This window comes from Streptomyces sp. NPDC001904, assembly GCF_040297005.1.
In the GTDB taxonomy this organism is placed as follows: domain Bacteria; phylum Actinomycetota; class Actinomycetes; order Streptomycetales; family Streptomycetaceae; genus Streptomyces.
Genome location: NZ_JBEOYI010000008.1, coordinates 161,128 through 175,493, shown reverse-complemented (window position 1 = coordinate 175,493; position 14,366 = coordinate 161,128). Strand labels below are relative to the sequence as shown.

Genomic DNA, 14,366 nt, shown 5'->3' with positions numbered 1-14,366 from the left:
GCAGTTCTCGGCAGTCCGCAGCGGACTGCACCTGCACACCTGTACAGCCTGGAGCCGAACGTCACGTGAGCCAGCCCGCTCCCTCCGCACCCGCCTTTCCGTACCAGCTCGTCGCGACGGACCTCGACGGAACGCTCCTGCGGCCCGACGAGACCGTCTCCGAGCGCACGCGTGAGGCACTCGTCGCCGCTACCGCGGCGGGTGCCGCGCACATCGTCGTGACCGGCAGGGCAGTGCCCTGGACCCGCCACATCCTCGACGACCTCGGCTACGAGGGGCTCGCGGTGTGCGGCCAGGGCGCGCAGGTGTACCACGCGGGGGAGCACCGGCTGCTCACGTCCGTGACGCTCGACCGGCAGCTGGCGGGCCTCGCGCTCTCCAAGATCGAGGCGGAGCTCGGCCCGCTGGCGCTCGCCGCCAGCCGGGACGGGCTCGAGGGCGAGGTCATCGTCGGCCCCGGCTACGAGGTGGGCGAGGGACACCTCCCGGCCGTCCCGTTCACGGACGTCTCGGAGCTGTGGGCGGCGCCGCTGAACAAGGTGTACGTGCAGCACCCGGGCCTCACCGACGACGAGCTCGCGGAGGTCGCGCGGGCGACGGCCGGCGATCTGGTGGGCGTCACGATGGCGGGCGAGGGCATCGTGGAGTTGCTTCCGCTGGGCCTGTCCAAGGCCACGGGCCTGTCGCTCGCGGCCCGCCGGCTGGGCGTGAAGGCAGCGGGCACCATCGCCTTCGGCGACATGCCCAACGACATCCCGATGTTCGGCTGGGCCGCCCACGGCGTCGCGATGGCCAACGCCCACAGCCAGCTCAAGGCCGTCGCCGACGAGGTGACGACGTCGAACGCGGACGACGGCATCGCGGTGGTGCTGGAGCGGTTGCTGGAGGGCTGAATCCCTCACGGTGGGCGGGGTGCCGGGCCAGCCCGGCACAGCGTTCTCGAGGAGGATGCGCGGATCGAACGCGCGCGGGGCTACCGACCCCGACGACGGCTTAGCAAGCCGCTGCCTTACCACTCGGCCAATCCTCCGGGTGGGCGGCCCACGTGCCGCGGAAGGCACGTGCTCGAAGCGGCCGCCCCGGGCAGCGCCCCCAGGGCGGGGCTCCACGGAGTGCAGTGACTACTCCGGAGCTCGCCTCGGGCTGCCCTGTCGGGAGCTCGACGGACTACTGATCATCATCGTCGCGCTCCTCTCCCGGTGGATGGACACCGGTGTCCCAGAGGAACCGGCGTGGTGACACAACTACTGTGCCCCCGCGCCGAGTTCAGCGCCACCGAATTAATCGCCGACGATCACCGACGGCGCCACTTCCTGCGCCGCGCCTTGCTGAAGAACCAGCCCGCCGGCGGCTTGTCGGACCGCCAGGGCTGCGGCTCGGGGGCCTCCCTGCTCCACCGGGCCGAGAGCATGCGGGCCCGCGCGGACGGTTCGGTCTCCTCCGCGTCGCGTATGAAGTCGGCGTCCAGGACCACGTCGTCCCAGGCGTCGCGCTCCGTGGCCATGGCGGGTCCTCCTCGGGCGTCGTATCGGCGTGATGGGTGCGGGCGGGTACATATCGGTCGCCGCACCCTCCCACCAGTGTGCGGGTGGGAGGGTGAAATCGGCATCAAGTCCGACATCGGGGCCGACGCCGACGCCGAGACCGGGCACGGACCTGGCCGGGGCTGGGCCGGGGCTGGGCTACTCCTCCCCCGCCAGCTTCAGCGACCGCAGCTTCTGTCCGGCGTACCAGGTCGCCAGGACGGTCACGGCCACCAGCAGCACGGTCGCGAGCGGCAGCCCGACGTCCGAGGTGACGAGGTCGCCGCCGGTCACCTTGTGGGCCACGGCGAGGGACCACTGCTGGACGCTGAGGGTGCGCGCCCCGGCGACCAGCGAGCCGAACAGGGCCTCCCAGACGAGGGCGTAGACGAGGCCGAAGACGACCGCGTGCCGGGTGATCGTGCCGAGGAGCAGGAAGATCGCGGCGTACGCGATCGAGGCCACGAGGGCGGCGACCGTGTAGGCGACGGCGATCTGCTGCCCGTTCCCGTTCAGGATCAGGCCCGCGATCAGTGTCGGGACGGCCGAGAACACCATGGTCACGGCGATGGCGACGATGAGCTTGGTGAAGATGATCGTGGGCCGCTTGACCGGCTTGGACAGCAGATAGACGACCGATCCGTCGTCGATCTCGGGGCCGATCGCGCCGGTGCCCGCGATGACACCGATCAGCGGCACCATCGTGGCGAGCGCGAACCCGCCGAGCACGTCGGCGGCGGTCTGGTCGTCGGCTCCGGTGAGCCCGCGGACCAGGCCGGAGATCACGATGAGCAGCAGCGGCAGCGCGAAGAGGATGAGGGCCCGGCGGCGGCCGAGCAGAGCCCGGTAGGTGAGCCGGGCGACAGTGGGGTCGTACATCAGGGCCTCCTGTGCCGTGACTAGGCCGCGACCAGATAAGAGAAGACGGACTCGAGGGACTCGTCGGACGGCGAGACGGTGAGCAGACGGATGCCGTGCTCACGCGCGAGCTTCGGCAGCAGTGTCGTGAACCGGCCGAAGTCGACGGCCTGGATCCGCAACGCGCCTTCCTTCAGGTCGACTTCGATGCCGGCCGTCGACGGGTCCGCGATCAGCGCGGCGGCGAGGGCCCGGTCGTCGCTGGAGCGGATCAGATAGCGGTGCGGCCGGTCGGTCATCAGCCGCCGGATCTTTCGGAAGTCACCGCTGGCCGCGTGCCGTCCGGCGACGATCACCTCGATGTGGGAGGCCAACTGCTCGACCTCTTCGAGGATGTGCGAGGAGAACAGCACCGTGCGGCCCTCGTCGCCCATGCGCCGCAGCAGGTCCATCAGCTGCATGCGCTGGCGCGGGTCCATGCCGTTGAACGGCTCGTCCAGGAGCAGCACCGATGGGTTGTGGACGAGCGCGGAGGCCATCTTCACGCGCTGCCGCATGCCCTTGGAGTACGTCGAGATCTTGCGGTCCTGCGCGTACTCCATCTCGACCGTGGCGAGCGCCGCTTGCGCCTCCTTCTTGCCGAGGCCGTGCAACTCGGCGTTGGCCACGACGAATTCGGCGCCCGTGAGGAAGTCGTACATTCCCTCGCGCTCGGGGACGATGCCGATGTGGCGGTAGATCTGTTCGTTGCGCCAGATCGGCTGTCCGTCAAGCGTGACCGTGCCGTTCGACGGGGCGAGGAAGCCGCCCATCATGTTGATCAGCGTGGACTTTCCCGCGCCGTTCGGACCGAGGAGGCCGGTGACGCCGGGGCCGATGGTCATCGTCACGTCGTTGACGGCGACGACGTTCCCGAACCACCGGGAGACGTGCTCGATTTCGATGGCGGTCACAGTCCGACCTTCCGGTAGCGGCGCATCAGCAGGCCGTAGGAGCCGGCGATGAGTCCGAGGACGACGAGCAGATAGACCACGCCCTGACCGGCGGAGGGGCCGTGCACTCCCGGGAAGGCGGACGTGGCGCCCAGGAAGGCGGTCTGCACGCCGTCGATGAGGGTGATCGGGGAGAAGAGGCCGAGCCAGGACACCGCGCCGGCGTTGTCCTGCGCGTCGGCGATGGCCTGGACGGTGGAGACCGCTCCGTAGGAGATGGTCAGCACGGCGATGACGGCGGCGATGCCGAAGCCGCGGCGCGGGGTGACGGCGGAGACGACCAGGCCGATCCCGGCGAAGAGCAGCGACAGCAGCAGCACCGACACCAGTCCCTGGCCGAATCCCTTGGTCTGCTCGGTGAAGTCGAGCTTGGCGAGCAGAGAGCCTACGTAGAGGACGATCAGCGGCGCCGCCGTGAGGATGAACAGGGCCGACGCCATGGCCGCGTACTTCGCGACCACGTAGTCGACGCGCTCGATGGGGCGCGAGAAGTAGAGCGGGACCGTCTTGAAGCGCAGGTCGCGGGAGACGGCCTGGGGCGCCTGCGAGGCGACGTAGAGACCGATGACCGCCTGGAGGACGATCGCGTAGCGCGTGTAGTCGAGCGGGAGGTCCTTCGCCTTGGTGGCGACGGCGACCGCGACCATGATCAGCGCGGGTACGCACATCACGACGAAGAGCAGCATCGGCAGCACCTTCGACTTGGCCGAGCGGCCCAGGCCGTACGCGCCACGCAGACTCTGTGAGAAGAGCGAGCGGCGGGCGTAGGCGCGGCCCAGGCGCGGGCCGTCGTAGTGGCGGTAGCCGATGTTGTGGATCTGCGTGCTCAAGGGCTCAACGCTCATCGCGTGCGCCTCCCGTCTGCTGTGCGGCGGCGGTGGCGGCCCAGGCCGCGGCGCGCTCGGTGACCGGCTCCCCGGCGGTGTCCTCGGCCGCGGGCCGGAAGACCTCCGCGATGTGGTGCCGGCGCTGCTCCATGCGGACGAGCCCGAGGCCGAGGTCGGCGACGACGTCCCGCACGATGTCGTACGTCTCGTCTCCCTGCGCGGTGATGAGCACGGTGTGGCCGGCGCCGGGCAGCTGGCCGCCGGTGGTCGTCTCGATGCCGCGCCGGGCGAACGCCTCGCGCAGCGCGGCGGTGCCGTCCGGGTGTTCGTCGCTGTCGGTGACCTCGATGGCGAGCGTCGCCGTGGACTGGGTGAAGTCGGTGGTGGAGCTGGAGCGCAGCAGCTTGCCGCCGTCGATGACCACGACGTGGTCGCAGGTGCGCTCCAGCTCGCCGAGCAGGTGCGAGGTGACGAGCACCGAGATGCCGAAGTCGCTGTGCACCCGGCGGATCAGGTCGAGCATGTCGTCGCGGCCGACCGGGTCCAGGCCGTTCGTCGGCTCGTCCAGGAAGACCAGCTGCGGGTCGTGGACGAGGGCCTGGGCCAGCTTCACGCGCTGCTTCATGCCCGTCGAGTAGCCGCCGATGGGGCGGTAGCGCTCCTCGTAGAGGCCGACGTGGCGCAGGGTGTCCGCCGTGCGCTCGCGTGCCGCGGTCGGCGGCAGGCCGGACATGCGTGCCATGTGGACGACGAACTCGGTGGCCGAGACGTCGGGCGGCAGGCAGTCGTGCTCGGGCATGTACCCGACCCGCTCACGGATCTCGGCACCCTTGGTGGCGACGTCGAGCCCGAGCACCTCGGCACGGCCCTCCGTCGCCGGAGACAGACCCAGCAGGATCTTGATCATGGTGGACTTGCCGGCTCCATTGGCACCCACGAGTCCGGTCACTCCGGGCCCGATGTCCATGGTCAGCCGGTCAAGCGCGGTCACCCGTGGGAACCGCTTGCTCAGGCTTTCGGTCGCGATCACAGTCACGTCATCGAAGGTAGTGGCGCACGCCACACAAGACGTCAGACCAGGGGGTCGACCTCGTATGAGACCTGAGTATTACGGGTCCGTAGGGGTCATCCCCGAGTAGCCCCTCGGGCCGGGGGCGTTCCCCGGTACCGGGGACGGCACTGTCCACAACCGGCAGGTCGTCCACAGATCTGCGCAGGCCCCTTGACGTCGCCGTCAGGCATTGTCACATTCATCAGTGTCAAGTTACGAGCGCGTACGGCGACGGCCCCGTCACCGGGTCCGGGCGGCCGTGACACGGACGGACGGTGGCATGACCTCAGCAGTGGTACTGCCTGAACTCTCCGCGGAGCTGCGGGGATTCAGGGAAGTGCAGACGCTCGCGTACGAGTGCGCGGAAGCGGTCGCGGCGCAGCTGAAGCCCGGGGTGACCGAGCGCGAGGCGGCGCGGATGCAGCGGGAGTGGCTGCGCGAGCGCGGGGTGCGGGACTGGTTCCATCTGCCCTTCGCCTGGTTCGGGGACCGCACGGCGTTCGCGAACTTCCGGGTACCGCTGCAGTTCTTCCCCACGAACCGCAGGCTGGAGGCGGGGATGCCGTTCATCCTCGACATGGCCCCGGTCTTCAAGGGATACACGGCGGACATCGGCTATTCGGGCTGTCTCGGCCTCAACCCCCTGCACGACAGGCTGCTCGCCGACCTGGAGGCGCATCGCGGGCTGATCCTGCGCGAGGTGCGCGAGCGGCGCCCGCTGCGCGAGATCTACGAGAGCGTCGACCGGCTGATGGTGCGCCAGGGCTATGCGAACCGGCACCGGGCCTATCCGTTCGGCGTGATCGCGCACAAGGTGGACCGGGTCAGGGAGCGGCGGCTGAATCCGACGCTCTTCGGCTTCGGCACCCAGTCGCTGAAGGGGCTCGCGAGCGACGCGCTGCACGGACACCGGGACGGCTGGTCGCCGCTGTGGTCGCCGTACCGGTTCTCGGACCACCCGCCGCAGCCCGGCCTGTGGGCGGTGGAACCCCACCTCGGGTTCCGGGGCACGGGCGCCAAGTTCGAGGAGATCCTCGTGGTCACGGACTCCGCGGACCCCGAGGAGAGCGCTTTTTGGCTGGACGACGATCTGCCGCACGTGCGGCGCTGGGCGGAGGGCATCTGATGACGGACCTGACGACGATCCACGGGGCGCGCGAGCGCGTCGTGCACACGGGCGGCGTCGAGCTGTGCGTCGTGGAGCTCGGCGACACGGCACGGCCGACCGTCGTGCTCGTGCACGGCTACCCGGACTCCAAGGAGGTCTGGTCGGAGGTCGCCGCGCGCCTCGCGGACCGCTTCCACGTGGTGCTCTACGACGTCCGGGGCCACGGGCGCTCCACCGCGCCGAAGCCGTTGCGCGGCGGGTTCACCCTGGAGAAGCTGACCGACGACTTCGTGGCGGTCATCGACGCGGTGAGCCCGGACCGGCCGGTCCACGTGGTGGGCCACGACTGGGGGTCGGTGCAGTCCTGGGAGTTCGTCACGGTGCGGCGCACCGAGGGCCGGATCGCGTCCTTCACCTCGATGTCGGGCCCGTCCCTCGACCACTTCGGACACTGGATCAAGCAGCGGATGAAGCGGCCCACGCCGCGCAAGGTGGGCCAGTTGCTCGGGCAGGGCGCCAAGTCCTGGTACGTGTACATGCTGCACACGCCGGTCCTGCCGGAGCTGGCCTGGCGCGGGCCGCTCGGCAAGCGCTGGCCGAAGATCCTGGAGCGCGTGGAGCGGATCCCGGCCGGTGACTATCCGACGGCGTCGCTGCCCTCGGACGCCGCGCACGGCGCCTGGCTCTACCGGGACAACGTCCGGGCACGGCTCGCCCACCCGCGCGAGGACGCGTACGCGCACGCGCCCGTGCAGCTCATCACGCCGCTCGGCGACGCCTTCCTGTCGCCGAAGCTGTACGACCAGCTGGAGCTGTGGGCACCGCGGCTGACGCGCCGCACCCTGCCGGCCAAGCACTGGGTTCCGCGCACCCGGCCCGACCAGCTCACCGCCTGGATCGGCGAGTTCGTCACCGCGACCGAGGAGCTGGAGGACGGGGTGCCTCCGCAGCAGAAGGCGGCCGACGGCAAGTACGCGGAGCGGTTCGGCGGTCAACTGGTGCTCGTCACCGGGGCGGGCAGCGGTATCGGGCGTGCCACCGCGTTCGCGTTCGCCGAGGCCGGCGCCCGTCTGATCGCCGTCGACCGGGATGCCGAGAGTGCCGCGCGCACCGCCGAGATGGCGCAGCTCATCGGCGCCCCCGAGGCCTGGGCGGAGGCCGTCGACGTCTCCGACGAGCAGGCGATGGAGAAGCTGGCCGAGAAGGTCGCCGCGGAGTACGGGGTGGTCGACGTCCTGGTGAACAACGCGGGGATCGGCCTGTCCGGCTCCTTCTTCGACACCACACCCGAGGACTGGAAGAAGGTCCTCGACGTGAATCTGTGGGGGGTCATCCACGGCTGTCGGCTGTTCGGCAGGCAGATGGCCGAGCGCGGACAGGGCGGCCACATCGTGAACACCGCCTCCGCGGCCGCGTTCCAGCCCTCGAAGGCGCTGCCCGCCTACTCCACCTCCAAGGCCGCGGTCCTGATGCTCAGCGAGTGCCTGCGCGCGGAGCTGGCCGGGCAGGGCATCGGCGTCTCCGCGATCTGCCCGGGCCTGGTGAACACGAACATCACGTCGACCGCCCGGTTCGTCGGTGCCGACAGCGCGGAGGAGGAGCGGCGGCAGAAGAAGTCCTCGCGCCTGTACGGTCTGCGCAACTACCCGCCGGAGAAGGTGGCCGACGCGATCCTCGCCGCCGTCGTGCGCAACAAGGCGGTCGTTCCCGTCACCCCTGAGGCACGCGGCGCCCATCTCATGTCGCGCTTCACCCCCAGGGCCCTGCGCGCCGTCGCCCGGCTGGAGCCCCCGCTGTGAGCACGGCGGCGGAGCACCCGGGGCACCACCCGATCACCCCGCGCCGCGTCTCCTTCGACTGGGAGGCGACGCCCCTGCACTGGATACCGGACGAGCCGACCGCCACCCACGTCATCAACGTGCTGCATCTGTTGCTGCCCGCGGGTGAGCGCTGGTTCGTGAAGGTCTTCAAGGAGGGCCTGCCCCTGGTCCGGGACCCCGCACTCCTCCAGGACGTAAAGGGGTTCATGGGCCAGGAGGCGACCCACAGCGTCCAGCACGCGCACGTACTGGAGCACTTGGCGGCGCAGAACCTGGAGACGGCCGACTACACCAAGTACGTCGACTTCCTCTTCGAGCGGCTGCTGGGCGAGCGGCCGCCGCTGGGGCTGCCGATACCGGCGCCGGAGTGGCTGCGCCACCGGCTGGCGGTGGTCGCGGCGATCGAGCAGTTCACGGCGGTCCTGGGCGACTGGGTGCTGCACGCCGACGCCCTCGACCGCGCGGGCAGCGACGCGATCATGCTCGACCTGCTGCGCTGGCACGGCGCGGAGGAGGTCGAGCACCGCTCGGTCGCCTTCGACATGTACCAGCACTGCGGCGGCACGGGCCTGCCGCGCTATGCCCGCCGGGTCGCCGCCATGGCCGTCACCGCGCCGGTGATGCTCTACCTGTGGGCCTGGGGGGCCGCCTATCTGATCCGTCACGACCCGCAGCTCGCCGGCCGGCTGCGCTACTCGCCGGCGGAGCACAACCGGGCGGCGCGCAAGGGCCTGCTGCCCGCCTGGCGCGACCTGGGTGCGGCCATACCCCGCTATCTGCGCCGGTCGTACCATCCCTCGCAGGAGGGTTCGCTGCGCAAGGCCGTCGAGTATCTGGCCGCCTCGCCCGCGGCCAGGGCCGCGGCCGGAGCGATCGGCCGCTCGGCGATCGCGTGAGCGGACCGGGGCCTTCCGCCGAGTGACCGGGTACGACCGAGGGACGTGGGGTGTGACGGAGCGAGCGGGGCAGTCGGCCGCCGAGTACCGGATCGAGGACCTGGCCCACCACAGCGGTGCCACGGTCCGCACGATCCGCGCCTACCAGGACCGCGGACTGCTGCCGCGCCCGGAGCGCCGCGGCCGGGCCAATGTGTACACGGACACGCATCTGGCGCGGCTGCGCCAGATCGCCGATCTCCTCGACCGGGGCTACACGCTGGCCTCCATCAAGGAGCTCCTGGAGGCGTGGGACGCGGGCCGTGGCCTGGGCGGTGTGCTCGGCCTGGTCGCCGAGGTCGACAAGCCGTGGACGGACGAGCGGGCGGGCCGCATCTCCCGGGCCGAGCTCGACGAGCGGTTCGGCGGCGACCCCGACGAGGCCGCCGTGCGGGACGCGATCGACCTCGGGGTGCTGGAGCGCGTACCGGACAAGGACGACGAGTTCCTCGTCCCGAGCCCTCAAGAGCTGGCGGTGGCGGTCGAGTTGTACGCGGCCGGCGTGCCGCTCTCCGCGATCTCGAACCATCTGCGGGAGTTGAGGGGGCAGGTCGAACATATAGCGGCGCGTTTCCTGGAGTTCACCACCGAACACGTCTTCGCGCGCTACCTCGGCCCACAGCCGCCGACCGACACCGAAGCCGCCGAGGCCGCCGCACTGGTGCGTCGGCTCCGGCCGCTCGCGCAGCAGTCCGTCGATGCCGAACTGGCCCGGGCCATGCGGTTGTTCGCGACCCGCCATCTGCACCGTCACCTGTCCGCGGGGCCGGTCGCCCCACCCGCCGAAGAGCCGCAATCCGTCGCCGTACCCGCGGAGACAATGCGGGCCGTGAGCGCGCTGGTTGGGGCGGAGAACGTGTCGGCGTTCGTCGCGGCTGCCGCTCAACGAGAGGTACAAGCAAGGACATTGGACGCATTGGCGGCAACTCACGACAAATAACGCTCTATTGATCAAAGGTGTTGTATCGCGCGCTAGTTGTCCACAGTTTTGTCAATTTCCCTGTGGATAACTGGACTTGCTTGTGGATCAAACATGCGAGCCAGAAAATCCGGAAGAGTTTTCACGGACCGTCCGGCACCCTGACGCCATGGACGAACAACGCACGGTGAAGGTGTCGAAGTACCTCTCGAAGCACCTGCGCCACCAGCCGGAGCGCCTGGGGCTCGCCCCCGACGAGGCGGGCTGGGTGGAGATCGACGACCTGCTCGCCGCCGCCGCGGCGCACCGGTTCCGGATCAGCCGCGCCGAGCTGGACCACGTCGTGACCACGAACGACAAGCAGCGCTTCACGATCGACGGCACCCGGATCCGCGCCAACCAGGGCCACACCATCGACGTCGACCTGGGACTCGCCCCGGCCGAGCCGCCCGCGTACCTGTACCACGGCACCGTCGCCCGCTTCCTCGACGCGATCCGTGCCGAGGGCCTGCGCCCCATGGACCGCCACGACGTGCACCTGTCGGCGGACCGCGAGACCGCCACCCGGGTCGGCGCCAGGCGCGGCCGCCCGATCGTGCTGCCGGTGGACGCGGGCGCGATGCACCGCGACGGCCATGTCTTCCGGCTGAGCGCCAACGGCGTCTGGCTCACCGCCGCCGTACCCCCGCGCTACCTGCGCTTCTCCTGACGCAAGGCCGCACGCCAGAACCTGCTGAGGCATCATCAACAGGTATGGACCACTCGAATGACCACGCGCATCCCCACCTGCCCTCCACGGAGACGGCCGTCACCGCCCTGCGCGAGATCGCCGGTGAGTTCAACCTGGAGATCGAGGTCACGCACGACATCGGCGCCGACCAGACCTCCCGCCGCAGCCTCGCCGGCCCGGGCGTCACCACCGACCCCGACGGCTCGCTGCCCCACGAGGCCCATGTGGAACTCGGCGGCACACCCCGTATCGACGTGCGGCTCTTCCCCGAGGACGACGCGCTGATCACGGTCGAGGGCGTGCAGTTCCACGACATCCCGCGCGACGAGGTACCGGCGTTCCTGCGCTCCTGCTACACCGGCCTCGCCCATGTCCGGGGCAAGCGCTTCCCGCCCGGCTACCGCCTCGTCGTGCCGCTCCCCGGCGACCGCACGTACAAGGAGTACCTGCCGATGATCGGGCTCACCCGGTGGCTCAGCGGGCAGGTGCGCTGAGCGGGCGCGGCACCGGCAGAACGCCCCCGCACGGACCTGCCGCCCGCACACCGCCCGAGCAGGTCCTCGTCCCTCCGCATACGCTCACGGTCATGACCGACAAGGCCCCCACCACCCAGCCTCCGCTCCGCCTGAGCACCGTGATCCTGCCCCATCGCCGCTGGCACGAGGGCGCCCGTGAGACATGGGTGCGCGCGGAGGAGCTCGGCTTCGACACCGCCTACACGTACGACCACCTGTCCTGGCGCGTGCCGTTCCGCGACGGGCCGTGGTTCGGCGCGATCCCCACCCTGACCGCCGCCGCCACGGCCACCGAGCGGCTGCGCCTGGGCACCCTCGTGACCTCCCCGAACTTCCGCCACCCGGTCACCCTCGCCAAGGAACTGATCTCCCTCGACGACATCTCCGGCGGCCGGGTCACCCTGGGCATCGGCGCGGGCGGCACCGGCTTCGACGCGACCGCACTCGCCCCCAGCACGCAGGAACCCTGGTCCCCGCGCGCGCGTGCGGACCGGTTCGCCGAGTTCGTACCGCTCCTGGACAGGCTGCTGACCGAGGACACGGTCTCGTACGACGGCGCGTTCTACTCGGCGGGCGCCGCCCAGAACATCCCGGGCTGCGTCCAGCGCCCCCGGCTGCCCTTCGCGGTGGCCGCCACCGGGCCGCGGGGCCTCAAGCTGGCCGCCCGCCACGGGCAGGCCTGGGTGACCACCGGCGACCCGAAGCTGTTCGAGACGGGCACGCCCGAGGAGTCGATTCAGGCCATTCGCGGGCAGGTCGACAAGCTCGGTGCGGCCTGCGCCGCCATCGGCCGGGACGTGGCCGAACTCGGCAAGGTGCTGCTCACCGGGTTCACCCCGGACCGGGCCCGGCCGCTGGAGTCCGTCGAGGCCTTCGTGGACTTCGCCGGACGCCACCGTGAGCTGGGCTTCACCGAGATCGTCGTGCACTGGCCGATCCCCGAAACGCCCTTCGCCACCGACCAGAAGACGTTCGAGAGGATCGCCACCGAGGCGCTCGCCCGGCTCGGCTGAAACCGGTGCCGTGACGCCGTGGGTCCGGCGGGGTCCATGGGCCGGCAGGGTACTCATCTGCGCGACCCGCCGCACGGCCGTGCGCGCATATGCGCGACGATGGGTCGGTGACCTCATCGACTCCAGGGCCCCGGATCCCGGCCCCCTCCGCGCCCCGGCTGATCGCCACGGACCTCGACGGCACGCTGCTGCGCGACGACAAGACCGTCTCCCCGCGGACGGTCGCCGCGCTCGCCGCCGCCGAGAAGGCCGGGATCGAGGTCTTCTTCGTGACCGGCCGTCCGGCCCGGTGGATGGACGTCGTCAGCGACCACGTCCACGGACACGGCCTGGCGATCTGCGGCAACGGCGCGGCCGTCGTGGACCTGCACGGCGGCCCCGGGCAGCATCGTTTCGTCAAGATCCGCGAGCTGGCCGTCCCGGACGCCCTGGCGGTCGTACGGATCCTGCGCGCGGCGGCGCCGGGCACCTCGTTCGCGGTCGAGCGGACCGGCGGCCTGCACCACGAGCCGACGTATCCGCCGCTGCACGTGGAGCCGGGGGAGAGCGTCGCGCCCGCGGAGAAGCTGCTCGGCGAGGAGGCGGCGGACCCGAACGCCGCCGACGTGACCGACCAGCCGGTGCTCAAGGTTCTCGCGTACCACCCCGAGCTCGGCCCGGACGCGTTCCTGGCGCTGGCCCGGACCGCGATCGGCGACCTGGCGGCCGTCACCCGCTCCAGCCCGAGCGCGCTGCTGGAGATCAGCGCCCGCACCGTCTCGAAGGCGAGCACGCTCGAACTGTGCTGCCGGGAGCGCGGGATCTCACCGGCGGAGGTCGTCGCGTTCGGCGACATGCCCAACGACATGGAGATGCTGGCCTGGGCGGGCACCTCCTACGCGATGGGCAACGCGCACCCCGACGTGCTCACCGCCGCCACTGGCGTCACGGGCACGAACAACGAGGACGGCGTCGCCCGCGTCATCGAGCAGCTGCTGGCCGCCCGCGCTACAGCCTGACGCCCCGCTCCGCGAACCACTTCACGGGGTCGATCCCCGACCCCAGATACGGCGTGAGCCGCACCTCGAAGTGCAGGTGCGGCCCCGTCGAGTTGCCCGTGGTCCCGGCCTGCCCGAGCCACTGGCCCACCGCGACCTTCTCGCCCTGGTCGACGGCGGCCGCCGCCAGATGCGCGTACTGCGTGTAGTAGCCGCCGGGATGGCGCACGACGACCTCGATGCCGAAGCCGCCGCCGCAGGACACACTGACCACCTTCCCGGCCCCGGCCGCCCGCACCGGCGTGCCGATGCCGACCGCGAAGTCCTGCCCGGTGTGCCGGTGCGCCCAGTGCGCGCCCGCGCTGTCGAAGCCCGCGGACAGCTGGTACGACGCCACCGGAGGCAGCCACGCGCGCGTGGTGCGAAATTTCGGCTGCCGCAGGCGTACGGCACCGCGGCACCGACCCGCCGCGGCCGACACGTCGGCCTCGCTCTGCAACTGCGCCCGGGCCGACTCCAGCTTGGCCCCGATGCTCTCCTTGAGGCGCGCGAGCCGGACGGTGCGCGCGCGGAGGGAGTGCCACGCGGCCGTCGCCGTGCGCTGCCCCGCCGCAAGCCGCCGCTCGGCACGCTGGCTCCTCTCCACGGCGTTGTTCACCGCCAGATCTGCCTGCAGCACCGCGCGTTGACCGTGCATCAGTTCCTCGGGGCGGTCGCTGAGCAGCATCTGTGCCGTGAGCGGGATGTCGCCACCGCTGCGGTACTGGGCGCGGGCGATCCGGCCGAGGTCGTCGTGGAGCGCGGCGATCTCGCGCCGCTCCCGCGCGAGCAGCCGTTCCAGCTTCCGCGCCCGCGCCTGCTGGACGGCCGCCGCCCGGCGTCCCTCCTCGTAGTGCTGCGACGCCGCTGACGCCTGCTCAAGAAGGCGTGCCACCTCGGCACTCGGCTCCGGACCCTCCCCGTCCTCGGAGAGCGCCGGCGTGCCGCCCAGGGCGACGAGCGCGCACATCAACAGCGCAGGTACGACGAACGAGCGGCTGGAACGGCGGGGTCCTGGACGCATGTTCCGGATCGTCACCCGCCGCGCCCGCGCCCTCT

The 14,366-nt window shown here is 71.2% G+C and carries 15 protein-coding genes and 1 tRNA gene; 9 read left to right on the top strand and 7 right to left on the bottom strand.

The window, feature by feature from the left end:
• Positions 1-65 precede the first annotated feature (65 nt).
• Entirely contained in the window at positions 66-893 is an 828-nt protein-coding gene (locus ABT127_RS15820) for an HAD family hydrolase (protein ID WP_351449490.1), read from the top strand.
• Positions 894-942: 49 nt separating this feature from the next.
• Here ABT127_RS15820 and ABT127_RS15815 read toward each other — a convergent pair.
• The 6 genes from ABT127_RS15815 to ABT127_RS15790 form a co-directional block, all read right to left on the bottom strand.
• A tRNA-Ser gene (locus ABT127_RS15815) sits at positions 943-1,030 on the bottom strand.
• A gap of 264 nt (positions 1,031-1,294) precedes the next feature.
• Entirely contained in the window at positions 1,295-1,504 is a 210-nt protein-coding gene (locus ABT127_RS15810) for an SGM_3592 family protein (RefSeq protein WP_351449487.1), read from the bottom strand.
• A 178-nt stretch (positions 1,505-1,682) separates the two neighbouring features.
• The gene (locus ABT127_RS15805; RefSeq protein WP_351449484.1) at positions 1,683-2,402 is read right to left on the bottom strand and encodes an ABC transporter permease; all 720 of its coding nucleotides are present in this window, start codon (positions 2,400-2,402) and stop codon (positions 1,683-1,685) included.
• Between the two features lie 20 nt (positions 2,403-2,422).
• Positions 2,423-3,334 (bottom strand): ABC transporter ATP-binding protein, encoded by a 912-nt coding sequence (locus ABT127_RS15800; RefSeq protein WP_351449481.1) that lies wholly within the window; start codon positions 3,332-3,334, stop codon positions 2,423-2,425.
• A complete protein-coding gene (locus ABT127_RS15795; protein ID WP_351449478.1) occupies positions 3,331-4,218 on the bottom strand; it encodes an ABC transporter permease in 888 nt (295 codons plus the stop codon). Before ABT127_RS15795 ends, ABT127_RS15800 begins: the two co-directional genes overlap by 4 nt.
• Positions 4,208-5,230, bottom strand: coding sequence for an ABC transporter ATP-binding protein (locus ABT127_RS15790; protein WP_351449881.1), 1,023 nt, complete (start codon positions 5,228-5,230; stop codon positions 4,208-4,210). Before ABT127_RS15790 ends, ABT127_RS15795 begins: the two co-directional genes overlap by 11 nt.
• 301 nt (positions 5,231-5,531) lie before the next feature.
• Between ABT127_RS15790 and ABT127_RS15785 the strand changes: the two genes are divergently transcribed.
• The 8 genes from ABT127_RS15785 to ABT127_RS15750 all read left to right on the top strand — a co-directional run bounded on the left by ABT127_RS15785 (position 5,532) and on the right by ABT127_RS15750 (position 13,289).
• Positions 5,532-6,377: a M24 family metallopeptidase gene (locus tag ABT127_RS15785; RefSeq protein WP_351449476.1), complete on the top strand. Its 846-nt coding sequence runs from the start codon at positions 5,532-5,534 to the stop codon at positions 6,375-6,377.
• Positions 6,377-8,158: an SDR family oxidoreductase gene (locus ABT127_RS15780; RefSeq protein WP_351449473.1), complete on the top strand. Its 1,782-nt coding sequence runs from the start codon at positions 6,377-6,379 to the stop codon at positions 8,156-8,158. The genes ABT127_RS15785 and ABT127_RS15780 overlap by 1 nt, the downstream gene beginning before the upstream one ends.
• Positions 8,155-9,075, top strand: a complete 921-nt coding sequence (locus tag ABT127_RS15775) for a metal-dependent hydrolase (protein ID WP_351449471.1) — start codon at positions 8,155-8,157, stop codon at positions 9,073-9,075. Before ABT127_RS15780 ends, ABT127_RS15775 begins: the two co-directional genes overlap by 4 nt.
• A 52-nt stretch (positions 9,076-9,127) precedes the next feature.
• Complete coding sequence (locus tag ABT127_RS15770; protein ID WP_351449469.1) at positions 9,128-10,054, top strand: MerR family transcriptional regulator; 927 nt, start codon at positions 9,128-9,130, stop codon at positions 10,052-10,054.
• Between the two features lie 148 nt (positions 10,055-10,202).
• Positions 10,203-10,742, top strand: a complete 540-nt coding sequence (locus tag ABT127_RS15765; RefSeq protein WP_351449466.1) for an RNA 2'-phosphotransferase — start codon at positions 10,203-10,205, stop codon at positions 10,740-10,742.
• Positions 10,743-10,786: 44 nt separating this feature from the next.
• Positions 10,787-11,257 carry a hypothetical protein gene (locus tag ABT127_RS15760; RefSeq protein WP_351449464.1) on the top strand — a complete coding sequence of 157 codons (471 nt, stop codon included), beginning with the start codon at positions 10,787-10,789 and terminating at the stop codon, positions 11,255-11,257.
• A gap of 92 nt (positions 11,258-11,349) precedes the next feature.
• Complete coding sequence (locus ABT127_RS15755; protein WP_351449462.1) at positions 11,350-12,291, top strand: LLM class flavin-dependent oxidoreductase; 942 nt, start codon at positions 11,350-11,352, stop codon at positions 12,289-12,291.
• Between the two features lie 89 nt (positions 12,292-12,380).
• A complete protein-coding gene (locus ABT127_RS15750) occupies positions 12,381-13,289 on the top strand; it encodes an HAD hydrolase family protein (RefSeq protein WP_351449459.1) in 909 nt (302 codons plus the stop codon).
• Here the strand turns inward: ABT127_RS15750 and ABT127_RS15745 are convergent.
• Positions 13,279-14,331 (bottom strand): M23 family metallopeptidase, encoded by a 1,053-nt coding sequence (locus ABT127_RS15745; protein WP_351449456.1) that lies wholly within the window; start codon positions 14,329-14,331, stop codon positions 13,279-13,281. The two genes, ABT127_RS15750 and ABT127_RS15745, sit on opposite strands and share 11 nt — an antisense overlap.
• Between the last annotated feature and the right edge of the window lie 35 nt (positions 14,332-14,366).